At 69.8% G+C, this 26,081-nt stretch carries 19 protein-coding genes; 13 read left to right on the top strand and 6 right to left on the bottom strand.

The features are described from left to right. Positions 1-25 precede the first annotated feature (25 nt). Positions 26-457 (bottom strand): YbaB/EbfC family nucleoid-associated protein, encoded by a 432-nt coding sequence (locus ACYVF7_RS54375; RefSeq protein ID WP_460355613.1) that lies wholly within the window; start codon positions 455-457, stop codon positions 26-28. A gap of 38 nt (positions 458-495) precedes the next feature. After that, on the bottom strand, positions 496-4,467 hold the full coding sequence (gene eccCa / locus ACYVF7_RS54370; RefSeq protein ID WP_460355610.1) for a type VII secretion protein EccCa: 3,972 nt from the start codon (positions 4,465-4,467) through the stop codon (positions 496-498). Positions 4,468-4,587: 120 nt separating this feature from the next. On the opposite strand from eccCa, the gene eccD reads away from it, so the two are divergent. From eccD to ACYVF7_RS54325, 9 genes are all read left to right on the top strand, one after another. After that, positions 4,588-5,988: a type VII secretion integral membrane protein EccD gene (gene eccD / locus ACYVF7_RS54365; RefSeq protein ID WP_460355607.1), complete on the top strand. Its 1,401-nt coding sequence runs from the start codon at positions 4,588-4,590 to the stop codon at positions 5,986-5,988. 11 nt (positions 5,989-5,999) lie between these two features. Then, complete coding sequence (eccB, locus tag ACYVF7_RS54360; RefSeq protein ID WP_460355605.1) at positions 6,000-7,406, top strand: type VII secretion protein EccB; 1,407 nt, start codon at positions 6,000-6,002, stop codon at positions 7,404-7,406. 417 nt (positions 7,407-7,823) lie between these two features. Beyond that, positions 7,824-8,108, top strand: a complete 285-nt coding sequence (locus tag ACYVF7_RS54355) for a WXG100 family type VII secretion target (protein ID WP_460355602.1) — start codon at positions 7,824-7,826, stop codon at positions 8,106-8,108. Positions 8,109-8,138: 30 nt separating this feature from the next. Continuing rightward, a complete protein-coding gene (locus ACYVF7_RS54350; protein ID WP_460355600.1) occupies positions 8,139-8,429 on the top strand; it encodes a WXG100 family type VII secretion target in 291 nt (96 codons plus the stop codon). Between the two features lie 208 nt (positions 8,430-8,637). After that, on the top strand, positions 8,638-9,243 hold the full coding sequence (locus ACYVF7_RS54345; protein WP_460355598.1) for a hypothetical protein: 606 nt from the start codon (positions 8,638-8,640) through the stop codon (positions 9,241-9,243). Between the two features lie 26 nt (positions 9,244-9,269). Further along, on the top strand, positions 9,270-10,427 hold the full coding sequence (locus tag ACYVF7_RS54340; protein ID WP_460355595.1) for a hypothetical protein: 1,158 nt from the start codon (positions 9,270-9,272) through the stop codon (positions 10,425-10,427). 228 nt (positions 10,428-10,655) lie between these two features. Beyond that, positions 10,656-11,861, top strand: a complete 1,206-nt coding sequence (locus ACYVF7_RS54335; RefSeq protein WP_460355593.1) for a S8 family serine peptidase — start codon at positions 10,656-10,658, stop codon at positions 11,859-11,861. A 59-nt stretch (positions 11,862-11,920) separates the two neighbouring features. After that, entirely contained in the window at positions 11,921-12,727 is an 807-nt protein-coding gene (locus tag ACYVF7_RS54330) for a hypothetical protein (RefSeq protein ID WP_460355590.1), read from the top strand. After that, on the top strand, positions 12,691-13,050 hold the full coding sequence (locus tag ACYVF7_RS54325) for a hypothetical protein (protein WP_460355587.1): 360 nt from the start codon (positions 12,691-12,693) through the stop codon (positions 13,048-13,050). The genes ACYVF7_RS54330 and ACYVF7_RS54325 overlap by 37 nt, the downstream gene beginning before the upstream one ends. Here ACYVF7_RS54325 and ACYVF7_RS54320 read toward each other — a convergent pair. The 3 genes from ACYVF7_RS54320 to ACYVF7_RS54310 are packed head-to-tail and all read right to left on the bottom strand — an operon-like array spanning position 13,004 to position 14,498. Beyond that, positions 13,004-13,459 carry a hypothetical protein gene (locus ACYVF7_RS54320; RefSeq protein WP_460355585.1) on the bottom strand — a complete coding sequence of 152 codons (456 nt, stop codon included), beginning with the start codon at positions 13,457-13,459 and terminating at the stop codon, positions 13,004-13,006. The two genes, ACYVF7_RS54325 and ACYVF7_RS54320, sit on opposite strands and share 47 nt — an antisense overlap. Then, positions 13,456-14,076 carry a DUF4352 domain-containing protein gene (locus ACYVF7_RS54315; protein WP_460355582.1) on the bottom strand — a complete coding sequence of 207 codons (621 nt, stop codon included), beginning with the start codon at positions 14,074-14,076 and terminating at the stop codon, positions 13,456-13,458. Before ACYVF7_RS54315 ends, ACYVF7_RS54320 begins: the two co-directional genes overlap by 4 nt. Then, positions 14,073-14,498: a hypothetical protein gene (locus ACYVF7_RS54310; protein WP_460355579.1), complete on the bottom strand. Its 426-nt coding sequence runs from the start codon at positions 14,496-14,498 to the stop codon at positions 14,073-14,075. The genes ACYVF7_RS54315 and ACYVF7_RS54310 overlap by 4 nt, the downstream gene beginning before the upstream one ends. A gap of 279 nt (positions 14,499-14,777) precedes the next feature. On the opposite strand from ACYVF7_RS54310, the gene ACYVF7_RS54305 reads away from it, so the two are divergent. From ACYVF7_RS54305 to ACYVF7_RS54295, 3 genes are all read left to right on the top strand, one after another. Then, positions 14,778-15,296 (top strand): hypothetical protein, encoded by a 519-nt coding sequence (locus ACYVF7_RS54305; protein ID WP_460355576.1) that lies wholly within the window; start codon positions 14,778-14,780, stop codon positions 15,294-15,296. A gap of 177 nt (positions 15,297-15,473) precedes the next feature. After that, complete coding sequence (locus tag ACYVF7_RS54300; RefSeq protein ID WP_460355573.1) at positions 15,474-17,408, top strand: hypothetical protein; 1,935 nt, start codon at positions 15,474-15,476, stop codon at positions 17,406-17,408. 229 nt (positions 17,409-17,637) lie between these two features. After that, positions 17,638-17,829, top strand: a complete 192-nt coding sequence (locus ACYVF7_RS54295) for a hypothetical protein (protein WP_460355570.1) — start codon at positions 17,638-17,640, stop codon at positions 17,827-17,829. A gap of 66 nt (positions 17,830-17,895) precedes the next feature. On the opposite strand, the gene ACYVF7_RS54290 is transcribed toward ACYVF7_RS54295, so the two are convergent. Next, positions 17,896-18,027: a hypothetical protein gene (locus ACYVF7_RS54290; RefSeq protein ID WP_460355568.1), complete on the bottom strand. Its 132-nt coding sequence runs from the start codon at positions 18,025-18,027 to the stop codon at positions 17,896-17,898. Positions 18,028-18,280: 253 nt separating this feature from the next. On the opposite strand from ACYVF7_RS54290, the gene ACYVF7_RS54285 reads away from it, so the two are divergent. Next, complete coding sequence (locus ACYVF7_RS54285) at positions 18,281-25,732, top strand: WXG100-like domain-containing protein (RefSeq protein ID WP_460355566.1); 7,452 nt, start codon at positions 18,281-18,283, stop codon at positions 25,730-25,732. Positions 25,733-26,081 lie beyond the last annotated feature (349 nt).

Genomic DNA, 26,081 nt, shown 5'->3' with positions numbered 1-26,081 from the left:
GTACCGAGCGCCCGGCCCCCGGGGGTCAGGAATAGCGCTTGAAGATGTCCTCGAACAGACCCATGGCCTTGGACATGGCCTCCTTGGGGGACCCGGGCCCGTCCGGACTCCCGGCGCCCCACTGCTCGGCCAGCTTCGCGGGGTCCCCGAACGCCGGCTTCATCAGCTCGTTGGTCTGGTCGGTGAGGTCCTTGAACGCGTGGCCGGCGGCCTCGAGGACGGCCGCGGCGAGCGCTTCGGAACCGAGCTTCATGGCCCGCGGGTCGATCTGCAGGCTTTTCAGGGCGCCACCCGGCGCGACCTCGACGACCACCTTGCCGTCCGCGGCCTCACCCCGTCCGCGCGTCTCGGCGAGTTTCTCCCGCATCTCCGCGAACCGCTCGGCCTCCTCGGTGAGCTGCTTACGAACGCCTTCCATACCCTTGCTCGCGTCGACGGCTCCCTCATAGGGGATCATGTGACTCCCTTTCTCTCGGCGTGGCGCGGCGCGGGATCTCAGGAGTTCTCCGGCTCCAGGTGAGCGGTCTGGATGAGCCGGTGCCCGGTCCGCCGTTCGACGAAGGTGCCGCGGCCCGGCGGCAGTGGACTGGGCCGCACGTCGAACAGCGCGCCTTCGTCCTTGTTGCCGGACATGATAAGCGCGGGTGAGGCCATGTCCTTCAGCCGCTGGATGATCGGGTCGTACAGCGCCCGGCCCGCACCGCCCATATTGCGCCCGAGGACGACGTGCAGACCGATGTCCCGGGCCTGGGGGATCAGGTCGGCGAGCGGCTGAAGCGGGTTGCCCGACGGCGTCGCGACGAGTTCGTAGTCGTCGATGACGATGAACAGGTCCGAGCCGGTCCACCAGGAGCGGTTCCGCAGCTGGTCGGGGGTCAGGTCCGCCGGCGGGAGCCTCCTGATCAGCGCGCCGTGCACATCCTTGATCAACTGCGTCGCGGCCGTCGACGACGCCGCATAGCCGATGCGGTGCTCGGTCTCCGCGGCGTCCAGGAGGGACCGCCGGAAGTCGAGGAAGACGAGCCGCGCCTCCTGCGGCGAGTAGCGCTCGACGATCGAGTCGGCGATGATCCTCAGCAGGTTCGACTTGCCGCTCTCGTTGTCCCCGAACACGACGAAGTGGGGATCCGCGTCGAAGTCGAGCAACACCGGACCGAGGGTGTCCTCATCGATGCCGATCGGCACGCGGCGGCCCGTCTCCTGCGCGCTCGGCAGGGCGGCCGGCGGCAGCGACGCGGGCAGCATCCGCACCTTCGGGGCGGCGGGACCCTGCCAGGACCCGGCCACCGTCTCGACCAGTTTCTGTACCCCGTCGGAGAGGTCCTCGGTCGTGGACCGGCCGTCGATCCTGGGCAGCGCGGCGAGGAAGTGCAGGCCCTCCCGGGTGATGCCACGTCCTGGGCGCCCTTCGGGGACGTTCGCGGCCATCTTCCGGTCGAACTCGGACTCGTACGGGTCGCCGAGCCGCAACTCCATCCGCGACCCGAACAGGTCACGGATGTTCATCCGGAACTCCGACCACTTGTTGGTGGCCGCGACGACGTGGATGCCGTAGCCCAGCCCGCGCGCGGCCAGATCGGTGACGGTCGACTCGACCTGCTCGAAGTCCTGGCGGACGATGAGCCAGTTGTCGACGACGAGGAAGACGTCGCCGAAGCCGTCACCGGGGATCTGACCGGACGCGCGCATTCGCCGGTAGGTGGCCATGCCGTCGATGCCGCGTTCGGCGAAGTAGCGTTCGCGCTCTTCCAGCAGCCCGGCGACCTCGGCCACCGTCCGGCGTACGCGGTCGCCGTCCAGACGCGTCGCCACGCCGCCCACGTGCGGCAGGCCGTCGAGCGCGGCGAGGGTGCCGCCGCCGAAGTCCAGGCAGTAGAACTGCACCTCTTGCGGGGTGTGCATCAGCGCCAGCGACGTGACGATCGTGCGCAGCACGGTCGACTTGCCGCTCTGCGGTGCGCCGACGACGCCGATGTGGCCGGCGGCCCCGGACACGTCGAGCCACATCGGATCGCGGCGCTGGTCGAAGGGGCGGTCGACGATGCCGACCGCCGCGTGCAACCGGCCGCGGCCGTCCCATCCCGCCGTGGTGTAGCCGTGCTCGGGCGTCACCTGCAGGTTGGGCAGCATCTCGTCGAGCGCGGACGACTCGTCCAGCGGGGGCAGCCAGATCTCGTGCGCCGGGGGGCCCTGGCCGGCCAGGCGCCGGACCACGATGTCGAAGAGGGTGTCCTGGTTCTTCTCGTCCTGCTCCGGCTTGGCCGGCTGGGGATCCTCAAGGATCTTCGGGCGGATGTAGTCCGGCACGAAGGGCACGATCTGCTTGACCACGCGTGGACCGGTCTCCTGGCGACCGGCGTGGCCCTCCGGGTTGTACGCCCCGGAGACGTACGCCGCCTTGAACCGGATCATGGCCTCGGTACCGATCTTCAGGTAACCGTTACCGGGCGCCTGCGGCAGTTCGTACGCGTCGGGCACGCCCAGCACGACCCGGGACTCCATCGCCGAGAACGTCCGCAGGCCGATGCGGTACGACAGGTGGACGTCCAGGCCGCGGAGCTTGCCCTCCTCCAGCCGTTGCGAGGCCAGCAGCAGGTGCACGCCGAGCGACCGGCCGAGGCGGCCGATCATCACGAACAGCTCGGCGAACTCGGGCTTGGCGCTCAGCAGTTCGGAGAACTCGTCGAGGACGACGAACAGCGTCGGCATGGGCTTGAGCGGCGCGCCCTGCTCCCGGGCCTTCTCGTAGTCGCGCAACGAGGCGTAGTTCCCGGCGGCCCGCAGCCACTCCTGGCGCCGCACCATCTCACCGTGCAGCGCGTCGTACATCCGGTCGACCAGGGGGAGCTCGTCCTCCAGGTTGGTGATGATGGCCGAGACGTGCTGCAGACCGTCCATGCCGAGGAACGTCGCGCCGCCCTTGAAGTCGACGAGCACGAAGTTGAGCACCTCGGACGAGTGCGTCATCGCGAGCCCGAGGACGAACGTGCGCAGGAACTCGGACTTACCGGAACCGGTGGCGCCGATGCACAGGCCGTGCGGGCCGAAGCCGCCCTGCGCGGCCTCCTTGATGTCGAGCTCGACGGGGCGTCCGTCGACGTCCACGCCGACGGGTACGCGCAACCGGTTGCGGGGCGCGCGCGACCGCCACGTGACCCCGGGGTCGACGCTGTAGGGGTCCTCGACTCCGAGCAGCGACGTGAGGTTCATGCTGCCGGACAGCGCGTCGTACTCCTCGCCCGCCGCCTCGCTGGCCCGCAGCGGCGCGAGCTGACGGGCCAGCCCCTCCGCCTGCACGAGACTGAACTGGTCCGGTTTGCCGATCGCGGTGGGCACGTCCTTGCCCGTACGGTCGCGGTTGAGCATCTGCATCCGGTCGGGCGTGATGTTCAGCCGCAGCATCGTGTTGTCCGAGGTGGGGCTCACCGAGCCCGTGAGGTCGATCACGCAGACGCCGTCGATGCCGTCCGCACCGATCTGGGAGTCGGGAGTGACCATTCCGCCGTCCACGACGACGATGTGGTACGGCAGGTCGTCCTGGGTCAGGCCGGGGCTGAACCTCGGCCGGTCCTTCACCTCCTGGCCGAGCAGCGACTCCAGCTCCGACAGGCTGCGTGTGATCAGCCGGACCGGGCCGGCCGCGTCGTTCTCGCTCGGGTGCATGGAGTGCGGCAGCCACTTGACCCATTCCCAGTGCGCCATGCGCTCCGGTGACGCGCACACGCAGATCCGCACGTCGTCGGGCGAGTGGAACGACGCGATCTGGGAGATCATCGCGCGTACGAGGCCGCGGGTGGTCTCCGGCTCTCCCATCGCCTGGATCCGGGCGAACGACGCCAGCGAGACCGCCACCGGCAGCTCGGGAACGGTCGAGTGGGCGCGGACGAACCTGCGCAGCGCACCCGCCGTCATCGGCTCCAGGTCCTCGACCGGCTTCGTCTCGGGCACGATCAGCTGCACGGCGAGCTTCTGCGGGCCCGTCCCGATGCGGACGTTGGCGAAGTCCTCGTCGCGCGCGCGGCGTTCCCACAGCCGGGCGCTCATCACGAGGGACCACAGCGAGTCGGGAGCGGGACTGTTCCACTCGAGCGCCTCGCGTTGCTGCTTGGCCGCCCGGCGCACCTTCCGGCGCGTCTGCGCGAGGTAGCGGTAGTAGTCGCGGCGCTCGCCGTTCAGCTTGAACTTGCGCTCGCCGGCTCCGCGGCCGAGCTGGCCCAACATCATGCCGCCCATGGCGAGGGCCATGCCACCGCTGCTGACCAGCGACAACGGATTCGTGACACCGCCGGCCGCGACCATCAGGCCGCTCATCCCCGCCATCGCGGCCATCGGCAGGTACGTCATGACGACCTGGAACCCGCCGCTGGTCACCTCGGGGATCTCCGGTGGGGATTCGAGCAGGATCTCGCCCTTGGGTATGGGCGGAGCGGGCCGCCTTTCCTGGCGACGTACCAAGATCGTACTCAACCGATGCCTCCGCGGCCGTTACCCTGCTGTGGCCAGATCTTGTAAGTATTCGGGGCCATCCTATGAAGAGTGTGACGCATAGGCAGCCCGAGCCGTGTAGCCGAAGAGGATGGAAGACCGGTGAGCTCGACGGCAGGAACGGAACTGAGCAGGGTGACGATCGTCGCCCCGCAGCGCCGGATCGACCTTTCGCTCCCGGCGGACGTCCCGCTGGCGCACATGCTGCCGACGCTGTTGCGCGTCGCCGGTGCGAACATGGCGGACGCCGGTCTGGCCCATTCCGGCTGGGTGCTGCAGCGACTCGACGACGCGCCGTTCGACCCGGGGCGTTCGCTTTCCCAGCTCGGGATCCGCGACGGTGAGGTGCTGTACCTCCGGCCGGGGATGGCGCAGATCCCGGAGATGTCCTTCGACGACGTCGCCGACGTCATCGCCACGGGGATCAAGGACCGCTCCGACCGGTGGCGGCCGCACAGCACGCGCAGCTACGGTCTCGGCGCGGCGGGGGCCGCGCTCGCCGTCGGCGTCGTCGCCGTCGCGTTGTCGGGCCCGCCGTGGACCGCCCCGGCCATCGCCGCCGGCATCGTCGCGCTCCTGCTGCTCATCGGCGGCCTGGCCGTGTCCCGCGCGTTCGGTGACTCAGGCGCCGGCGCCATCCTCGGCTACGCCGCCGTGCCGTACGCCTTCCTCGCGGGCCTGCTGGCGCCGGCCCGGCGCGGCGTCGAGATAACGCACGTCGGCGCCCCGCACCTCCTGGCGGCCTTCGGCGCGGCCATGCTGGTCGCGGTCATCGCGGCGTTCGCGGTCGCCGACGGAGTGCCCGTCTTCCTCGGCGTCGCCATCGCCGCCGCCATGGGCGCCGTGGGCAGCGGCCTCTCTTACGCCTTCCCGAGCCTCCCGGCGCCCGGCGTGGCGGGGACGGTCGCCGCCGTGGTGATGGCGTTCACCGCCTTGATCCCGACGCTGTCGTTCCGCCTCGCCCGGCTGCCGCTGCCGCCCGTGCCGACGAGCGCGGAGGACCTGCGACGCGACACCGAACTGGTCGAGGGCCGCGCCGTTCTCAAGCGCACGGTCGTGGCCGACAGGTACGCGACCGGCCTGGTCGCCGCCGTGGCACTCGTCGCCATGGGCGGCATGCTCTTCCTCGCCTCCTCCGACAAGTGGTCCGGTCCGACGACGGCGGCGGCCATGGCGATCTCGCTGCTGCTGCGCGCCCGGATCTTCCGTGGACGCGGCCAGCGCGTGTGGATGCTGACCGCGGGCCTGGTCGGGCTCGGGGCCCTCGACATCGGCCTGGCGCTCCGCGGCGACCAGGTGACCACGCTCGCGGGCGTGCTGCTCCCACTCCTCGTTCTCGCCGGCGTGGTCGTGGGCATGGCCATGTGGCTGCCCGGCCACCGGCCGACCCCGTTCTGGGGGCGCGCGGGCGACATCGTCGACATGCTGGTGATCATCTCGCTGATCCCGCTGGCGCTGGCCGCCCTCGACATCTACTCCACGATCCGCGGCCTCAAGGGCTGAAAGGGTTATCGATGCAGACCCGGCGCGATCTCTACCAGGCCCACAAGCTGATGATGCAGCGGGTCGGCCTGGCGCTGCTGCAGGGGGAGCCGGACGTCTCCGAGTCGCCGATGCGCCGGCTGTCCGTGGCGGCGTTCTCGGGTGCCATGGTCGCCGTCCTCCTCGCAGCCGTCTTCGGTGTCATGGGGTTCATCTCACCGGGCGGGGCGAAGGGCCTCGACCAGGGCGGCATGGTCATCATCGAGCGCGAGACCGGCACGAAGTACGTCTACGACACGAACGGCAAGCGGATGCTGCCGGTGCTCAACTTCGCCTCGGCGAAGCTCGCCCTGAACTCCAGCAGCACCCAGCAGCGCGTGGTGTCGCGGAAGTCCCTGGCGAAGTTCAGCCGCGGCCCGATGATCGGCATCCCCGGCGCGCCCGACTCCCTCCCCGACCCCGACCACCTGATCAAGAAGCCGTGGTCGGTCTGCGTCCGCAACGGCAACACCACGGCCGGCGGCACCCGTTCGGTGACCAGCCTCGTCGCCGGCACGAACGTCGGAGGCGGCTTCATCGGCGCCGACCAGGCGGTGGTCGTTCAGGTGTCGGGCCAGTCGTACGTCATCTGGCACAACCAGCGGATGCACATGACGCTGCCGCCGGATCAGGCGAGCAGCGTCACCAAGGTCCAGCCGGCCCCGGTCTCGCGGTCCTGGCTGAACCCGATCGACCCGGGGACGGACTTCGTCGCTCCACCGGTGGGGAACCGCGGCCAGGACGTGTCGGGCGCCGGCAGCGTCGGCCAGGTCTTCAAGGTGCCCTCGGGTGCCTATTACGTCCTGTTGTCGGATGGCTTCGCGCAGGTCTCCGGTACGCAGGCCATCCTGCTCCTCGCGGAGCCCGACACGAAGAGGCTCGCCTACCACGGTCAGGCCGCCGTCGCCCGGGACACCGACTTCGGCACGGTGACGTCGAAGCCGTCGAGCCAGCACCTGCTGGACAGCCGGCTGCCGCCGACCCTCCCGGACTTCGTGCCATGGGATCCCTCGGTCCCGCTCTGCGCGGTCTACTCCGACACGGACAAGGGTTCGACGTCGGCCAGGCTCTCGATCGGGGGCTCGCTGCCGAACATCCAGGCGACCACCGCCGACCAGAGCACGACCGTGGACCAGGTCATCCTGCCGCCGGGTGGCGCCGCGCTCGTCGGTCTGCTGCCCGGACCGAACCAGCTGAGCGCGATCAACTCCTGGTACGTCGTCAACGACGCCGGCGTCTGCTTCCCCCTGTCGTCGAAGGACACCGCGGAGAAGCTCGGCTACAAGGTGGCGAACGCCGCACCGATCCCCAAGGGCGTGCTGCAGCTGATGCCGACCGGGCCGACCCTCGATCCGGCCAAGGCGCGCCAGCCCGCCCCGGCCCCTAAGCCGAACGGTTGAGGATGGACATTCAGCGCCTAATCGGGTTTAGACGCAGGACCGCTCAAGACGGTTCCATGTCGGCGAACGTGATTATCGCCATGTCGTCTCACCGGCTATGAGAGATGTTCGGATCTGGGAGATAATCGCAGGTCAGGGGGCTGTTGACCGGCCGTCGCCCATTCGTCGACGTGTCGTAACCGGGCGATAACATTATTCGCTAATGGCCGGGTCGACTGGATTTCCGTGAGTTGCTAGACAGATCGCGACAAGAGCCGTAAGATTATGCCCGATTTAGGGTAACGGGGTGTTCTCTAAGCCGATCGTTCTTCCCGCTTGGGTGGCGCGTCTGCGGTGGTGGGACGCTGAGTACCGCACGTAGCCGATCACATGGAGGTGACGACTGTGGCGACTGAGTCGGCACAGAATCGCGCGGCGATGAGGGTGGCAGCCGGTCACATCGACGACATCGCCAGCCAGATCAAGGGCCAGCAGATCAACCTCAACGGCCACAAGGACGCCGTCCTCGTGGGCTGGAAGGGCGATGCCGCAGGCGCCTTCGGCGCCGCGTTCACCGCCTTCGACGAGGACATGACGAAGGTGCTCACCACGCTGAACCGCCTTCACGAGAGCCTGGTCCACAACGAGATCAACTACCAGAAGAACGAAGAGACTCAGAAAGAGGCCGTCAACAACATCCACCAGTTCATCAACGGCTTCTGACGGATCTGACACTGGCGGAAGGGGACCCTGATGTCCGATGAGTTCACCCAAGTAAACTTCGCCGCGCTCAACACCGGCGAGCAGGATTTCGTCGCCGTCCACAACGCCGTGGTGGGCCTGCTCGAGGAGCTCGACGGGCAGCTCCAGCAGAACCTGGCACAGTGGTCCGGTGACGCCCAGGGCCAGTACCACACCGCCAAGGCGCAGTGGACGGCCGCAGCGAACCACATGACGACGGCCATGAACAAGCTGGCCGCGGTCATCGGCACGGCGCACGAGAACTACACGGCGGTCGAGAAGGCCAACGCCCAGATGTGGTGACGGCCTCGACCGAGTTCGAGAGCGAGACGTCATGACGATGGCCCCGGTCGGCACCGCGCGACCGGGGCCATCATCGCCTGGCGGCGGAACCGCGTTGAGCCGGAAGCCGTCTGAGTAACAGTACGCGGGAACGTCGCTCGCGCATCGTGACCGCTGCTGAACCATTACGTACTGAATGTCTGGGCCGCCGACCGGCCGGAGGAACGAGATGGGCCACTACACAAACGACGGAACCTATGTCGAGGTCACCGGCGGCAAGGAACCCATAACAACTACCCATGAGCCGAAGACCCACAATCCCGGCGACCCGTCCCATTACTACCAGGGGCAGGACGGCAAGTACTACTACACGCCGGACGGGAACGCGCCGGACGCGCACGACAAGGACGTTCCCGAATTCCGTAGGCTCAAAGAAACGCCGCCGCCTTCCCAGTCCGATGCCAAGCCGCCCGAGAAGAACGAATCGTGGAAACACGAGGCGGACAAGGGCTACAAGATGCATCCGGACGGCCTCAAGGACCTGGCCAAGAAGCTCCGGCAGGACCTCAACGACCTCAAGTACACCATCCAGCAGCAGGCCCAGCAGGACATGGCCGGCGTGGGAGCGATGGGCACCGGCTACCCCGCCGCGGAGGATTACAACAACCTGGCGAAGTCGGCGTCAGGGGCGTTCTCGCAACAGTGGAACGCAGTGATCTCCACCTACGAGAACGTCATAACTCTGCTCACCACCACTGCGGACAACGGTCAACAGGGTGAGGACGACACTCACCACGCCGTCACCAAGAGCAGTGGCAAGAACAAGGCCATTTAACGGTCCGGTCCGGTGCGAGGATAACGATGAGCGACGAAAACGAGAACGCCCTCTGGGTCAAGCGGATGTGTGCGGAGACGCACGATGAGACGGGTGCCGACTTCGACACGGTAAAGAACCGTTTCAAGAACCTGAAGCCGGAAATCGCCACCAAGGCGGGGAGCGCCTACGAGGCCGTGGCCAAAGAGCTCGCGGAGAAGGCGAAATTTCTCACCGAGAACCACGCTCCCGCGCTGATCGAGGCCTGGGGTGGTCCAGCAGCCCAGCAGGCACTCGACCAGATGGCGAAGATCCACAAGACCAACAACGGCTTGTCGGACCAGAGCATCAAAGTCGCGCAGAGCTACAATTGGTACGGCAATGAGATCCTCCCGTGGTACAAGAACCTCGGCGACAAGATGTCGGACGGTCTCATCCACACCGGCGGTGACGACAAGCAGGCCCGTAAGTTGATGAACAGGCTCAACGGGCGGGCTGCGCAGGCGCAGAACTACTTCCCCGACCAGGCCACGACCGACCTTCCGACTCAGAAGGAAGCGTCGCCGTACCAAGGCGACCCGAACGGTCCGGGTGGTCCCAACGGTCCGGGCTCTCCGAACCTAGGTGGCGGGGGCGGCAAAGTGCCGGGCGGCGGTATGCCGAAGAGTCACCTACCGACCAACGATCCCTTCGGCAACCCATCCCACAACAAGAACCCGTATCTTCCCACGGGCGACCACAGCAATTTCCCCAACGGGAGCCACCTGCCGAACGGTGACGGAAGCAAGTTCCCCAACGGGAGCAACATTCCGGGCGGTTCGGGTACACACCTCGCCGGTTACGACCCGGCCGGCCTCCCCAACGGTGGCGGCCTCCCCGGCGGCGGCACCGGCCTCAGCGGTGGTGGCACCGGCCTCGGCGGCGACCCGTTCGGAGCGGGACCCGGTGGTGCGGGCGGTGGCCTCGGTGGCGCTTCGGGCCTGGGAACCATGGGCGCCGGAGGCATCGGAGCCGGTGGCCTCGGCACCGGAGCCGGAGCGAACGGCGCGGCCGCGGCCGGGCGCATGGGGCCCGGTGGCATGATGCCGCCGATGCACCCCGGCCACGGCCAGGGCGAGAAGGAGCGCGAGCGCTCCACGTGGCTGCAGGAGGACGAGGACATCTGGGGCGGCGACGGCGACGCCGTGCCAGGACAGATCGGCTGAGCGTCCATTCGTGAACGACGGCGCGGCAATGGGCGGGCGTGGCGAGAGCCGCGTCCGCCCATGCGGTTGTCTTGAGACCGGTGAGTCAATCGAGGTGAGCCAGTGCGACGGGTGATGCGATCAGCGCTTGCGGTCTTGGCGAGTTGTGCCCTTCTGGCACCCCTCGGCAGGCCCGCCGAAGCGACTCCTGGGCCTCACCCGGAAGAGTGGTGGTTCGATTCCTTCGCCATGCAGAGCATCGTCTGGCCGCTGACCAAAGGTGCAGGCGTCACCGTCGCCGTACTGGACACCGGCGTGAACGCGGATCTGCCCGAGTTCAACGGTGTGGTGCTGCCGGGTGCCGATTTCAACGGAACCGGTACGGACGGCCGACGGGATACGGATCCGGAGAGCGGCCACGGTACCGGTATGGCGAGTCTGATCGCCGCGCAGGGCGGAGGACCGACCAACTGGGTGGGGATCGCCCCTGAAGCCAAGATCCTCCCGGTCGTCGACCGAGAGACGTCACCCGATGTGGAAGCCCGGTCCATTCGATATGCCGTGGACCATGGGGCGAAGGTCGTCAGCATGTCGCACACGGACATCGCGACCGCCTACCCCGATCATTGTCCTCCCCAGGTGCTCGACGCGGTCGCCTACGCGGCGAAGAAGGATGCCGTTCTCGTCGCCGCCGCGGGGAACGACGGTGACGGCGGTAACGACCCTCAGTATCCAGCCGCCTGTCCCGGCGTCGTGGCGGTCGGCGCGTACGACCATCAGGGCAATCCGTGGGCGAAGACACAGCGGCAGGACTACGTCACGACCGCCGGTCCGGGCGTCGACGTGGGTTCGATCGGCAAGGACGGCAGGCTCTATCACCACGGGTACGGGACCAGCCAGGCGACGGCGCTCGTCGCGGGCGCGGTGGCGTTGATCCGGTCGAAGTTCCCCGATGAGTCCGCACGGCGGATCGTGCAGCGGATCACGGCGACCGTCACCGATGTGGGCCCTGCCGGCAAGGACGACCAGACGGGATACGGAGCCCTCAGCCCGCGTAACGCGTTGCGGGCGAGCGTCCCGACCACCGCCCCCAACCCGGTCTACGAACGCCTGGACAAGGCACTCGCCGCACAGAGCAGGACACCGGGCACCGGCGCGAGCACGCCAGCCGCGTCGCCCAAAAAGAGCTCGTCGTCGCTTTCCACCGTCCTGACCTTCGTCGTCGTCTTCGCGATCATCATCCTGGGCATCGTGATCGCCACCGTCGTCAAGAGCCGCCGTCGGCCGCCATCGCCTCCGGCACAAGGCCCCTTCTCATCCGGCTACGGCCAGTACCCGGCACAGGGGCCGCCGCCGTCATTCGGACCGGCGGGGACGCAGGAGCCGCCACGCGACGGATCGAGACCGAGCTTCGAGCCGCCGGATCACGGACCACCCGCCGGATACGGCCGATAGCGGCGAACGGCGCGCGGACGTCCGGTCCGTCCGCGCCGTTCCCGGTAGGGTCTGCTGGCATGGTCCGAGCCGTTGTCATGCTCCCCGTGACCTCGGTGCGCATGGCCGGTCGCCATGTGGTGTCGCTCGCGGCCTGGTTCAGCGCGGGATACCTCGCCCGTTACCTGCTGACGTGGGCCGGTGTCATGGTCGGCCATGGGCAGTACGAGCAGTGGCGGCGGATGGCGGCGACCCTCGTCTTCACCGCGCTCGTCACCGTGACGCTCGCCACCGTGATCGGGATGCTGTGGACGATCCGGCGGCCGGACGACGAGTCGTTCGTCGACGCGATCGGCCGGGCGTTGTTCCCATTCGTCGTCATCTACACGGCCTGGGGGATGTACACGGACGACGTGCGGCTGTTCAGCCGGGTCGATGTCGAGCACAATCTGCACAGTGCCACGCACGGTGCGGTGGCCGGTCAGGCGCTGTTCATCTCCGACGTGTGGATCTCCCTCCTGGCCGCGGCCGTCGCCTGGTCGCTCCGGCTTCTGCTCGAGCGTCGTCGCGAAGATCGGTGGGCCTGCCCGGTGCTCGCCTACACCGAGACGGCGTTCAACCTCTTCGCGGTGTCGTCCGTGTTCCTTCTCGCCGGGAAGGCCGCCGACTGGGTGACGAGCCGGCGGTTCTGGCCGGCCTGGACACCCATGGTCCGGCGGTCGGGTTCGGGCTCGGCACGTTCGCCCTTCCGCTCGTGTGGTTCGCGATGGCGGCGGTGGTCGAGGGCATCGGCGTCGAACCGGACGACCATCGGGCGGCGCTCGAGGGCACCCGCCTGCACCGTCTGGCCGTGGCGGGCGATCGCCACCGGGTGCTGGTCGGCCTGACGAGTGGTCTGCGCGAACGCTGGGTGCCGCTGCTGCACGCGACGCGTCTGGTCCTGCGGGCCGGAGCACCCGCTCTGGGCCTGTTCTGCCTGTGTTACGTCACGGTGGACGCGGCCGTCGCGTACGCCTTCCGCGGAGCGCTGTACCTGATCGGACCCGACCACGACCCGGCGGCCTGGAAGCCGATCCTGGTCCCGCTGGAGTTCACCCGCGAGCTGCTGAGGAACGTCCTGCACGTCGCACTGCTCGCGGCCGCCGTCGGCCTGGTACGTGCGGTCAGCGACGAAACCGAAGCACCGGAACCGGCCGCGGCTCCGGCTTGAGCGGGGAGTGGCGCACCTCGGGTTCGACCTGGTCCGCGATGCCGGCCGGAACGTCACCGCGCAAGGTCGTCGTCTCGGTGCGTCCAGGGGTGAAAGCGCCGCTCAGGTCCTGTCGCAGCATCCATCGCCGGCCGCTCCGGTCCCGTACGTCGAAGGCGACCTCCAGGGTCGACTCGCCGGCCTGGTCGAGCGGGGTCTGGGCGAGCTGGACGCGGACGCCGGTCGCCGTACGACGAACGCTCAGCAGTCGCCAGGAGGCGTGATCGAGGACCCCCGAGCCACCGGGCGGCAGGGTCGTCACCGCCTCCCGTACGCGATGCCGTTCGTAGTAGCGAAGCTGCTCCCACAGAGGGGCGCCGACGGCGAGCGGCAGGAGGACCGCGAGCGCGACGGCGGCGCGGGCGGTCACGAGCCGGCTCCTGGGATGGTCACCCGCTCGGGGGCGTGCGCGACCAAAAGCCGCGCCCGTGCCTCTCCGATTCCCAGGGCGATCTCCGCCTGCGCGGTCAGCTCGAAACCGTAGGGCGGGAAGCCGCCCGGCGGATCCTTCTCGTTCACCGGGCGGTCGGAGACCACCAGGGTGGATCCGGCCAGTTCGGATGGGGGGACTTCGAAGACGAGCGGGCCCCGCCGCCAGAGTCCCGGGCCGAGGGCGACGGCGCTCAGCGGATCGCCGTCATCAGCGATCACGTTCTTGACACTCTCCCGGTATTCGTAGCCGTTCCGCGTCCGCAGGAACGCGGTCGCCAGTCGCGCCGGAATCCGCCGGATCGTCGCGGCGGCGGTGACGATGACGAAGACGCCGTCGGGACGGAGGATCTCCCGCCCGTCCGGTGTCGCCGATCGGGCGGCCGTGACGCCCTCCACCCGCACCGTGAACGCGCCCGCGGTGACGGGCGCACCGGAGCGTCCGGCGGAGGCCAGCGGAGCGTACCGGTGGTCGTAGTCGTCCGGTGTGTGGGCCTTCACCCACCCGGCGACGAGCACCAGCACGAGCCCGAGGAGGATCGCCGCGACGCGTCTCACAAACCCTCCCGGCGGAGCGGCAACGGCACGGCGAACTCGGCGGCCTGGTGGGACTTCGGATCGGCGGGCTTCCGCGACACCCACTCGACGTGGCCGTAGAAGAAGTCCTCCCGGTGGTCGTACCGCCACAGCGCGAGGCGGGCGTGGAAGCCCGGCGGGGGCATCGTGCCACGGGGCAGGACGTACCTCAGCACGACCGTGACGGGCACACGCGGCGGCAACATGTTCACGTCCGCGCCCTGGCTGTTCGCCTGGGCCATGGCCGCGGTGAGCGGGGGACCGCCGGCGGACTCCATGGACAGGGCGTTCACCGTGAAGTCGTCGAGCAGCACCGACCGGTGGTCCTTGTTCTTCACCCGCAGCGTGACGATGAGGGAGACGACGCTGCCGCGCGCCGCGCGGCGGAGCACGGCGTCGTTCACGGTGACGTCATAACGGCCGAGGTCGACCGAGTCGGCCGGCGGGTCCGCGGCAGGGGAGCCGCGCGCAGGCCGCCGGTCGCCCACAGCCCGGCGAGCGACGCACCGGCCAGCGCGACGGATGCCGCCCACAACAGCGGGCGCGTCACGCTTTTCCCCAAGGGCCGCGAAATCGGCACGGCCGTGAGGCTACCGAAATCTGCTGTCTGCGGTCAGGATGACCGACTAGACGGCGAGCGGAGTGATCGCCCCGGAGGTCCGGTCCGCGAGGAGAGTGCACGAATGATCCATCACGGTGTGGCGTTCCCGCTGATCCGGCTCGTCGTCTACCTGGTCATCTTCGGCGTGATCGCGGTGATCGGCGTGATCGTTCGGTCGTCGAGGCGACGCAGGATGGCCCAGTACGGCCAGGCTCCACAGCAGGCGTGGCAGCAGCCGGGGCCGCCTCCCGGGGCGCCGTACGGTTCGTGGGGCGGCCAACCACAGCAGCCGTACCCCGGGCAGCCACCGGCCCAGGGGTACGGTGCTCCGCCCGCACAGGGATACGGAGACCCGGCAGGCCCCGGATACGGGGCTCCGCCGCCACCCGGGCCGGGAGGGCAGCCGTACGGTCCCGGCGGTCCTCCGCCCCCGGGTGAAGGTGGACAGCCACCGCAGAACCCGCCGTACGGTCCCGGCGGTCCTCCGCCCCAGGGTGAAGGTGGACAGCCACCGCAGAACCCGCCGTACGGTCCCGGCGGTCCTCCGCCCCAGGGTGAAGGCGGACAGCCACCGCAGAACCCGCCGTACGGCTCCTGGTGACCGCTCGGTGAGGACGGCAGGCGTCGGCGTGAAATGCTCTCGTACGGCCGTACGATCAGTGATCGTCGGTGCTGCGGGGCTCTAATCGGCCGGTGGCGCGCCTGCCGGTTGAAACAGACCCCCGTTTCGGGCGAAGCTTTCTACGCTTGCCACAGGAACACTCAAGGAACACGGGGCGTGGTCGATGTGACTGCTCGCGAAACCCGGTTACTGCAACCGGGCCGCGTGTACGTCGGCTGGCGTTACGCGCAGGTACATGACGACCCCGGGCCGCCGCCGAAGCGTCCGACTCCGCCCGAGGTCGAGACCGTCACGCCCGAATGGGTGATGCCGAAGCAGCGGGAGGACAACCTCTTCAACCGCCCTCTCAAGACCGTGATCGGTGCGGCGGGGGTCGGTGCCCTGCTGTTCGTGCTGCTGGGAGCCACCGGGACGCTGCCGTGGGCGTTCGCGGCGGCCGGACTGGTGGCGTGCGGACTGGTCGCGGCGATCATCGCCTACCCCATCTGGCAGGGCGAGAAGTCCTTGCGCGCCCAGGCGGTGGAGGAGAGGGAACGTCTGGAGCGCCGGCGTGAGGAGCGCCGGCGCCAACTCGAGGCGGCCCACGCCGAGCACGCCCGCGCGTACCGGGAGTGGCAGCACCGCCGAGAGGTGTTCGAGTCGCAGCACGAGTGGTACGCGGTGACGTTGCCGCAGGGCGTCGACCGAGTGGACGTCGCCGGCGGCACGCTCGCGGGCTGGTCGGCGATGGTGACCATGATGGGCGCGGCGCGGCTCGCGGCGGGGTCTCAGGTCACCGTCCTGGACCTGTCCGAGGGCGCGGTCGCCCGGGAGCTCACCGAGCTCGGCAACGACCAGGGCGAGCGGCCGCAGGTGTGGGTGCTGCCGAGCGACCTGCCGCAGCTGGACCTGACCCATGGCCTTGGCTCTGAGGAACTGGCCGACGTGCTCTCGCTCGTGGTGAGCGTGAGCGAGGAGCAGGGCAGCGCTCGTGACCTGTCCTTCGACAACGCCATCCTCGAACGCGTCCTCGGCGTCTTCGGCGGGCGGGCGCCGATCCCGCGGATCACCGCGGCGCTGCGCGCGCTCGCCCAGGTCGGCGACCCCCGCGACGACCTTCGCGCCGGTCTCCTCACCGATGAGCAGCTATCGAAGATCACGACGATGTTCGGCCGCGGTGCCGCGGACCGTGTCGTGATCGAGCGCGCCTGGGCGCTGGAGTCGCAGCTGCGCAAGCTGGAGAAGCTCGGATCGAGCCCGACGCTGATGCCGCCCAGCCGGCTGCGCGTCCTCGCGACCGACCGCCGCGCCGGGGTGCTCACCAACCGCGTCCTCGGCACGTACGTCACGGCGGCGCTGACGCACGTGCTGCGCAACTCCCCGCAGGGAAAGCCGTGGGAGCACACCCTGCTGGTGTGCGGCGCGGAGAAGCTTCGCGGTGACGTCATCGACCGGCTGATCGACTCGTGCGAGGCGACCTCGACAGGGCTCGTGCTGATGTACCGGTCGATCGGTCCGCACGTGAAGGAGCGACTCGGCCGCGGTCACGCGGCCGTGGGCTTCATGCGCCTCGGCAACGCGGAGGACGCCCGCATCGCGGCGGAGCACATCGGTGCGGAGCAGAAGCTGGAGGTCGCCGAACTCACCGAGAAGGTCGGTGACGCCGTGAGCCTCGACAAGGACGATTCGTACGTCAGCACGGTCGGCCCGTCGGCTCGGCTGCCGGTGTTCAACGGCAACGAGCCCACGGACGCGGCGCTTCCCGACGGGATCGGCCGCGCCACCGCGTGGGGGGAGAGCACGTCCGCCGCCGCCGAGGCGGGGAAGGGCGCACGCGAACTCGCCGTGGAGCCGCAGGAACTGCAGCAGCTTCCGCCCACCGCGATGATCTTCACGCACGCGGAGACGTCCGGACGGCGCATCCTCGTCGTCGACGCCAACCCGGGCATCATGACGCTTCCCACGGCCAACATTCAGGAGTACGAAGAGGCCACCGACCCGTCGCGGGCCCGCCACGCCAAGCCGGACGTCCTGCCCGACGACGGTACGCGCCCCGGCCCCAACCTCGGCCCGCCGCCGGAGCGTCTCGACTTCCGCAAGAAGAAGCGTTAGGCCCCCCGCCGGCGCCTACGGGTGGTTCGCCTGGGCGGCGGCTGAATTCTTGTTGAACGATCGGCCTCCGTACGCCGAACGCCGCCTACCTTCGGGTGCTCCAAGTCGCGTCTTCGCAGGTCATGACCCTTGATGAGCGGGCTTTTCCGGTGGGCGCCGCGCGTTGACAGATCACCTGGTATCGGGACGATGGGCCAGGAAGATCAGGGGATCTGGAGTCGGGGAGACAATGCAGACGCCCGTGCAGGACGTCATCGCCATCTACCGGGAATGGCTCAAGGAACTTCGGCCGCTGCCGCACGACATCCGTGACGCGACCGCGACCGCGACCGGCCAGACACACGCCGGCCACGCCGTCACGATCGGTGCGCGCGCCAATACGCGCGACATCCGCTTCGACCCCCTGCCCTCCAGGGCATGAACGCCCAGCAGCCGGCCGCACGGCGATACCCCTGCCGAACCGGGGGTGAGTGGTGACCGTCGATCTTCAGGTCGATTTTGAGTCGTGGGGGAAGTCGGGCCGGGGTTTTTCGGGGTTGTCCGACACGTTGGCCACGGCGGTGGACGTGTTGGTGGGTGAGTTGTCGGGGGCGGGGGCGTGCTGGGGGAACGATGACATCGGTCAGGCGTTCCTGAATGGGAGTGAGGGTTCGGCGGGGTTCGGTGCGGCGCGGGACGGGTGTTTGGCGGCGCTTGCGGATGCGGTGAATCTGGTGCGGGCGACCGGGGGGATGTTGACGGTTGCCGGTCACCAGTACAAGTTGGCCGAGTCGGCGTCGACGGTGGGTGGGGATATTCCGATAGGTGCGGATCAGGATGCGGTGGCGACCAAGGATCCGTATCGGTTGCCGTGGGGTGGTTTCGATCAGCCGGTGGGTGAGTTCGATGCGCTGCCGGAGATCGTGCAGAAGGGCTTGTTCTTCCTGGAGATGTTGGTTGGGGGGTGTCAGTGGCCGGACGGGAGCATGGGTGGTCTGGCCCGCATGCAGTCGGCGCTGACCACATGTGCGGACGCCTTTGGCGAGGGTGCCAAAGAGTTGGACACTCACGCCGGCGTGGTGGTGAACGCGAACGCGGGTGATGCCACCGACAAGTTCAAGACGTTCGCCCAGGCCTTGTCGGGTGGGGGTGAGGCCGGGGGTCTGCGGTTCTTGGAGCAGTCTCTGCGGGATCTGGCGTCGTGGGTGGATGGTTTGGCGGCGCAGAAGCGGGCGGCGCGGTTGCAGTTCGAGATCTCGTGCGCGTTCGTGGTGATCACGATGGCGATCGGGTTCGCGTGGTCGTTCATCACCGCCGGTGCCTCTGAAGCCGCGGCGATCGGTGCGTCGGAGGCTGAGGGTTTCGCGTTGAAGGCGTTTCTTCAGCGGATCGCGTTGTGGATGGGTCGTCATCAGATCATGACGGCGGCGGGGGTGGGTGCCTGGTTCGGTGGGGGGATGGACGCGGCGGGGCAGTATGCGCGGATTCATGAGGGTGTGCAGAAGGGCTGGAACTGGGGCGAGTTCGGTAAGTCGGTGGGGATGGGTGCGATCGCCGGTGGGGTGATGGGGGGGCTCGGGCGTGCGGTGCCCGCGTTGGCGGAGCACGGTAGTCCGGTGGCGACGAAGCTGGCGGATTGGATGGGTGCGCCGGGGATGAAGGGGGTTGCTGCCCGGTTCGGGTTCGCGGGCACTACCGGAACGGTGGGGAATGTGGCGGGTCAGGTGGTCTTCGACCGTGACCACATCAATGTGGGTCAGGCCGCGGCGTTCGGGTTCGGGATGGCCGGGCTCGGGGGCGCCAAGGAGGCCGGCCAGTACGCGGCCGGCCGCTTCCGTAACGGCGGTGAACCCACCACCGGTGGTGGTGATGACGGGGCCCCGCCACCCCCACCGTCTGGCGGGTCATCGGACGGCAAGTCGCCGCACGGCGATGACGGGCAACCGCCACCGCCACCCGGCGGGTCACCGTCGGGTGGCTCGGGCAATCATTCTGATCCGGGCCCATCGTCTGCCGGCCAGACGATCCCGGGCGAGGTCCTCAACGGTCACGACACCTCTACCGGCGGCGGTGACAACTCCCAGGGCGGCACGTCGGGCCATCAGACGCAGGGGACGAACCTTTCGGGCCTCGCGGCCGGGGACGGGCGTCCCGCGGAATCGCCCGGCGCCACCACGGCTCCGCCGGCCTCGCAACCCCTGTCCGCCGGCCCCGGGGACGGTGGCGTGGGCGCCGGCGCAGCGCAGGGCCCCGACGGCCCCTCGACCGTGGCGATCCAGCCGGGTGCTCCGGGGGCGCGAGCGGCGCTCCCGCCGCGTCCGGGTGAGCCGGTGGTCCGCGGCAGCGGACCGGCCGAACCGTCGGCGGGGGGCACCGGCCGCCGTGACATCGGCTCTCTCCTGAACGGAGACGGCTCCGAGCGGCCTCGTCCGGCGAATGCGGGCACAGGCACCTCCGGCCGGGAAACGACCGAGCTCGACAGACTGCTGAACCACTCACCCGAACGGACGGAGGACGGGGCGGCAGATCCGTCCCAGCCGGCACCCGGTTCGACGCCGGACGGTCCTGCCACGCACGCGGAGCCGGGTGAGGGCCGACCCACGGAGTCGGGTCCGCCGCTGGAGCCGGAGTCGTACGGGGACACGGCGCGGACGATCACGCAGCAGGTCGGACAGCTCGATGCCGGCTCCTCGCACCCGACAGCGTCGGCTGTGCCGGACTCGCCCGCGGCCCAGACCACGCACCCGGCCGGAACCCCGGGCAGGGAGACGACGGCCACCCCGCATTCGGAGGTGACCGCGCAGGTCGACAGGCTCGCTGCTTCCCTGCGGCGGGACGTCGGGGCCCTAGAGGATCGCGTGGCCGCCCACGAGGCACAGGCGCGAGAGGCGGGAGCAAGGGCCGAAGCCGCCCTCAACGAATCGCTGACGGCGTTGGCGGAGGGTGGTCCCGGGGCTCGGGAGCACAGCGACAGGGCACTCGCCGAGAGCAGGGCCGCACTGCGCGACCAGGCACGTCACACGGACGACGCCGCCTCCTGCCGCAAGGCGCTGGAGAAGGCCCGTGAGGCGCAGATCGGCTACGACGCCCTGCGGAATTCCCTCGAACACCTCACCACGACTGAGCACCCTTCGGAATTCGAGGCGCAGGTGTCCGCCGACGCGGCGAGAACGCTCGCCGAGAACGCGCAGCAGCGACTTACGGCCTACGATGACGCACGGTCCGAGGCCCCGGCGCCTCATCCGTCTCAGAGCACCGACCACGGCGCGCGTGGGGACGCGACGGCGTTGGAGGGCACCCGCCTCCCGGGCGAGCCGGCGGAGGCCGGCCGAAACGAGCCGTCCGGTACGTCGCCGACCTCGCACGCCGATCCGTCCAAGCCGGTCGAGGAGCCGCACAGCGAATCGACCAGCGCGCCGCCCACCGAGTCGACTGGCGCGCCGCGCAGCGAGTCGACCGCGCAGCCGCGTACCGAGTCGACCGGCGCGCCGCGTACCGAGTCGGCCGGGAAGCCGCGTACGGAGGCGGAAGGGCGATCGCCGGTCCCCCACGGCGAGGCTGAGGAGCCGGCCGGAGAGTCTCCGGTCACGCACCCCGATACGTCCGAACCGACCGGGGAGTCCTCGGGGCACGACGGGCCGTCCGAGCCCACCGCACCGCGAACCGAGTCCGGTGGCGAGGAGCCCGCGCCGGAGCCGCCGCCCGAGATCCACCCGCCTCGGTACACCGACTACGGCGCGCTCGGAGACGGGACGGCGGTGGAGGGCGCCCGCCTGCCGACCGACCCGGCGGAGGCCGCGCGGCAGTGGGCCGCGTGCCTGCCCGAGCATCTTCCCGCGAAGCTACGGGCCGAGGTCGAGGCGTACGTCCGCGACATTCTGAGCGACCCCAACCCGGACCGCTGGACCGACCTTCTGCAGGACGGCATCGCGTTCGAGTCGCGCGGACACGTGGTGTGGATCAAGCCGAAGCTCGACACGTACACGCATGTGGAGACGCCCGAAGGCCCGCGTCGCTACACAGTGTCCTTCGGCGGCTCGGGTGCGGGGGCGAAGGAGAGCGGGCGCGTCCATCGGGACGAGTCCGGTGGCGTCGTCGAGATGCTGGACAACTCCGATGGGCTGGAGAGGGTCAGTCTGCCCGGCCCGAGCGTGGGCAAGGTCTCGGGTCACGCGCACGGTTCCTCGACCGAGGTCATGGCCGGTCACAAGTCGGTGGCGTTCAAGCACGACTTCTTCGACTGGACCGTACGACTCGAGGCTCACGTCAACGGGGGCGAGCCGGGGTACGGCGGCGTCGTTCACGACCTGTCCCTGAGCGTTCCCTTCCCGGAGCAGTTCCACCGCGAGGGACCGCATGTCGACCCCGGTGACCGGCCGCCGGCGCCGCGCCACAGGGTGACGTCGGACCGGGCGCCCGAAGTGCGCAAGCACGACGTGGTCGTCACCGCCGTTCAGCGAGACCAGTTGGTGACGGAGTTCCAGCGCCGTGCGTTGCAGGCGGGCGTGTCGCCCAAGCGGATCGCGGAGATCGTCAACCGGGATATCAACGGACATCTCGGCCAGCAGGTCCTGCTGAACCGGAGCCGGGACCTGCTGAACGGCGAGCTGACGACCCCGGACACCACCGTCACGTCGCGCGTCCTTCGTCTCGAGCGTCTGCCCGAGAGCGACACGCCGATCCGCGACGCGGTGCTGCGCGACGACCAGGGCCTGCTGACCACGACGAACGACGCCCACCAGTTCGGCCACAAGTGGGGCGTCAACTTCGGGCTGAAGCTCGGCATGGACAACCCGGCGGCGAAGTTCTTCGCCCGGATCGGCGGCAACTACCAGGGCGGCAAGAACCACGTCGTCTCGTACTCGCATACGACCCTGCCGAAGATCACGCTGGTGCGGAAGGCCGAGGTCGCCCGGTACAACGCGATCGTACGGATGGAGGTCGAGACCCGGTTCGGCAGCTTCCCGGTCGACGTGCCGATGGAGCTGGCGGTACGCGCGAGCGACGCTCCCCAGTTCGAGACGGACCTCCTCGGAGGCGTCAAGACGGAGGGTCTCCTTCCTCCGGGCTCCGGTGAGCACGCCATCGACCCACCGTCCCAGGAGCCGTCTCCTACGGGCGACCCGGCCGCGGCGCCAGGCCACGGGCTCCCCGCGCACGCCGAGAAGTCGGTGCCGGTCGCGCCGCACGAGCCGCACCCCGCGGAACCGGCGCATCTCGCGGCGGGTCGCGGAGCCGGGATGGGCAAGCTGACCGGTCTCCCGGGAGCCGACCGCGTCGTCACGGACCTGCGCGCCGCGATCGACCAGGCACTGCCCGACCTCCCGGAGTCCGTACGGCGGCAGCTGGCGCAGAACCTGGACGCGCGGTTCGGCCGTTCCGCCTTGGAAGGCCGTTCGCTCGCCGACCTGCTGCATGGCGACACCCACACGATCACGGTCGGCAAGCACACGATCGAGATCGCCCACCGTGCCCAGCTGGGCGAGCGCCGGAACGTCGAAGAGTTCGACATGACGGTGAACGACCGGAAGGTCGCCGGCTCGGGGACGGCCGTCGGACAGAACAGGCATTCCGGCGGCGGTGCGGAAGTCGCCGGGAACGTTCGGGTCCAGACGGGGAAGGTCGGCGTCGACGCCCCCAAGGTCGCCCTGCACGCCGGCGGGAGCAAGTCGAAGTCGGTGACCTTCCTGGGCGGCAGCACGGAGTACCGCCGGACCGAGACCGACGGGCCCGTCACCCAGGTCACCAAGGAGATGCGGCACCACGTCCGGATGCGGGTGCACGACGGGCGGAAGGAGCTCACCGACCAGTCCTGGGCGGTGAGCGGCGACGACGTCTCCGCTCGCGTCGTGGTCCCGCAGGAGCACACCCCGGCGGCCAGGGTCACGCCGGATGAGGTCGCGAAGGTCGGCCAGGTCGACCGGGTGGACACGCTCCCCGACGACCACATCGACTTCGCAGGCCAGACCACCGCAGTCTTCCCAAGCTTCTCAGCCTCGCACGACCTGCCGTTCGAGGTGGCGCGGGTCGAGGCGGAGGCGAACGGCCGGTCGGCGCCGACCGATCTCCTGGATGTTCCGCCGGAGATCCTGGACGCCACCCGGCCGTCGACGCTGGAGGCGCACTTCGCCGAACTGACCTCCCGGGACGGCTGGCGGATCCAGGTGACCCAGCCGGACGGCAGCAGGCACGGCATGACGCTGCGGGCGACCTTCGGCATGCCGGAACACGCCACCGCGCGTACGGGCATCGAGATCGAGCACTACCGGGCGGCCAACTCCCGGATGAAGGACGCGGCGAGCACGGACCTCCGCGCCGAAGGCGAGCTGAAGGTCGGGATCCGCGGCAAGCTCACCGTCGGCGGCGTCGAGGTCAAGGGCGTCGGCGAGGTCGGCGGGATGGCCGAGGTCGATCGCCGGACCGGCAGCAGTGAGTACACCGGTGCGAGCGACGTGATCCGGGGCACCTACAGCAGCGACGGGCTGACGCACTCTTTCAGCGGCTCGGACCTGCACCTGTCGGTCACCCCGGACGCGCCGGCTGGGCACCACCCGAAGACCAGTTACCTGCTCGTGCACGACGGCGCGGACTTCATGATGCCGGACCGGATCGCCCAGGATCACCACCTGGACCACCTCGCGACCGCGCCGGACGTCCACGGCCAGGACGGCGAACCCGTCGTGCCCAAGCCGGTCGGCGAGCCGCGGACCTACCGGCCCGACCTCGCCATCACCTCCGCGCACGTCGAGCACTTCGACGGCCAGGCGGTGCTGCCGAAGATCGTGGACATGCTCGACGCCCGCGATCGTCTGCCCAAGAGCGGTCCAGCGAGGGAAGCGGCTCTGGAAACCCTCCGTGAGGCGTTCGGCGAGCCGGCCCTGGCCGCGAACATGCCGAACCTGCGCCGCGGCGTCGTCCAGTGGCTCCCGATCGAGTCGGGGTTCGGCTTCACTCTGCATGAGGGCATCCGCGTCCGGGCGGAGCTGGAAGGCGGGGCGCACACGGCCGAACGCCCGGACGTCAGCCACATGGCGCGTGTCCAGGGGCTCAGCGGATCCGAGACGTCCCATGGACACGGCTCCGGCTACGGCGGGAAGGGCCTCGTACGGGGCATGGCCGAGGGTGAGAGGGGCTCCAGCGGCGGAGGCCAGATCGGTGGCGGACGGGTCCACCGGTCCGAGACCGAGCACAGCGACGGCACCGGCGAGAAGGACATCGACCGGCGCCAGACGCGTGAAGGCTCGCAGGAGTTCACGCACGGACTCCGGTACGAGATCGAGGGCGTCGAGACCAAGGACCCGCCGCACGGCCTCGAGCACGGCATCAACGCGATCCGGCGCGGCGCGGACACGGTCGCGCGGCTGACCGGCAACGACGCCGCCGCGCGGTACTTCGACCGCGTCCGCTCGGCCAAGACCGAGACCGAGACCGCCACCGTGGGGGGCGGCGTCCGGCTGGTCATCCCCCACCACCTCACTACGGTCGCCGGCGAGGGCGAGCACGTGCCCGGATGGGCGCCGGTCCGCAGCGAGTTCGCGCGATGGCAGACGCACACGGCACCGACGGAGGTCAACGGCACCCTCGGCGACATGGTCGGCCGCATCTCCTTCCCCGGGGCGGAGGTCGTGCACGAGTTCGCCCCGCTGGCGGCGCTGCCGCCGGAACGCCGCGGCCCGACGCCCGCGGAGACCGACCGGCCCAGTGAGTTCGAGCTGAGCAGGCCGCAGGGGATGAGGCTGTGGAAGCAGACCGAGCCGGCGACGATGCTGTCGCAGGTCAAGTCGCTGCTCGACCACTCGTACACGGTGGACGGCCTGCGACCGGGCGAGAAGATCACCGTGGGCATGAACGTCACCTCGCTGAAGGAGGACGCCCAGGCGCTGCTCAAGCGGCGGGAGTACTCCCAGACCGCGACCAACCAGCGGGACGGCGGAGTGCACGGGACGGACTCCAGCGTGCGAGGCGGAGGGTCGGGCGGCACCTCCGGCGGCCACGGCCTCATGGTCTCCCACGGTCAGGGGAAGGGCTCGGCCGTCGCACACGAGGCGGACAGCGTCAACATCCGCGAACGCAACATCGAGGTCACCGACCAGAACATCATGTACGGCGCCGACGTCGTCCTGGTGTTCCACCGGGAGGGGGCCCCGGACCTGCTCGTCGACGTCTCGGACGCGCTGCACATCAGGCTCACCGCGGACGACGCCGCCGCGCTGGAGCGACAGCACCCCGGCCTGATCCGCCGACCGGCGGGCATCGAGAGCCGTACGGCGGAGGCGCCGGGCAACCCTCTGTCGTCTCTGCTGAACCCGGAGACGGAACCGGCCCAGCAACGTCGCGGCGACTGACCCGCCGCGGGCGTCACCGGCCGTACGGCCGCCCCGCGGATACCGAGGCCGAAACGGCCGGGCGGGCCGTGCCGCCGTCGCCGGTGGCGGCGGTACGGCGCGCGCCGGCCGGGCGCCGTGCGCGCGAAACGCGGCGCGGTGGCCGACTATGGCCGCGAGGTCGCCGCGTGCGGCGGCTGGAGTCGCCGATCCATGACGTCTACAGTTCTCGATCACCGGTCCCACCGAAGCCGGATGTCGGTGGGGCCGGTGACCCCAGTGCACTCTCCGCTGGTGGCGGTATCTCATGCCCGGCCCGCCCGGCCGCCGGCGCCTTCCCGAACGCTCCTCGTAGTCCATTGACGCCGCT

Source organism: Actinoallomurus acanthiterrae (assembly GCF_054775715.1).
This window is presented reverse-complemented; position numbering and strand designations above follow the sequence as displayed.

What these genes read in the sequence shown, in the direction of transcription:
- ACYVF7_RS54375 (WP_460355613.1), bottom strand. Translation starts at nt 457, where the DNA reads ATGATCCCCTATGAGGGAGCCGTCGACGCGAGCAAGGGTATGGAAGGC.
- eccB (WP_460355605.1), top strand. Translation starts at nt 6,000, where the DNA reads ATGCAGACCCGGCGCGATCTCTACCAGGCCCACAAGCTGATGATGCAG.
- ACYVF7_RS54295 (WP_460355570.1), top strand. Translation starts at nt 17,638, where the DNA reads ATGCAGACGCCCGTGCAGGACGTCATCGCCATCTACCGGGAATGGCTC.
- ACYVF7_RS54340 (WP_460355595.1), top strand. Translation starts at nt 9,270, where the DNA reads ATGAGCGACGAAAACGAGAACGCCCTCTGGGTCAAGCGGATGTGTGCG.
- ACYVF7_RS54355 (WP_460355602.1), top strand. Translation starts at nt 7,824, where the DNA reads ATGAGGGTGGCAGCCGGTCACATCGACGACATCGCCAGCCAGATCAAG.
- ACYVF7_RS54345 (WP_460355598.1), top strand. Translation starts at nt 8,638, where the DNA reads ATGGGCCACTACACAAACGACGGAACCTATGTCGAGGTCACCGGCGGC.
- ACYVF7_RS54350 (WP_460355600.1), top strand. Translation starts at nt 8,139, where the DNA reads ATGTCCGATGAGTTCACCCAAGTAAACTTCGCCGCGCTCAACACCGGC.
- ACYVF7_RS54335 (WP_460355593.1), top strand. Translation starts at nt 10,656, where the DNA reads ATGCAGAGCATCGTCTGGCCGCTGACCAAAGGTGCAGGCGTCACCGTC.
- ACYVF7_RS54305 (WP_460355576.1), top strand. Translation starts at nt 14,778, where the DNA reads ATGATCCATCACGGTGTGGCGTTCCCGCTGATCCGGCTCGTCGTCTAC.
- ACYVF7_RS54330 (WP_460355590.1), top strand. Translation starts at nt 11,921, where the DNA reads ATGGTCCGAGCCGTTGTCATGCTCCCCGTGACCTCGGTGCGCATGGCC.
- ACYVF7_RS54290 (WP_460355568.1), bottom strand. Translation starts at nt 18,027, where the DNA reads ATGTCATCGTTCCCCCAGCACGCCCCCGCCCCCGACAACTCACCCACC.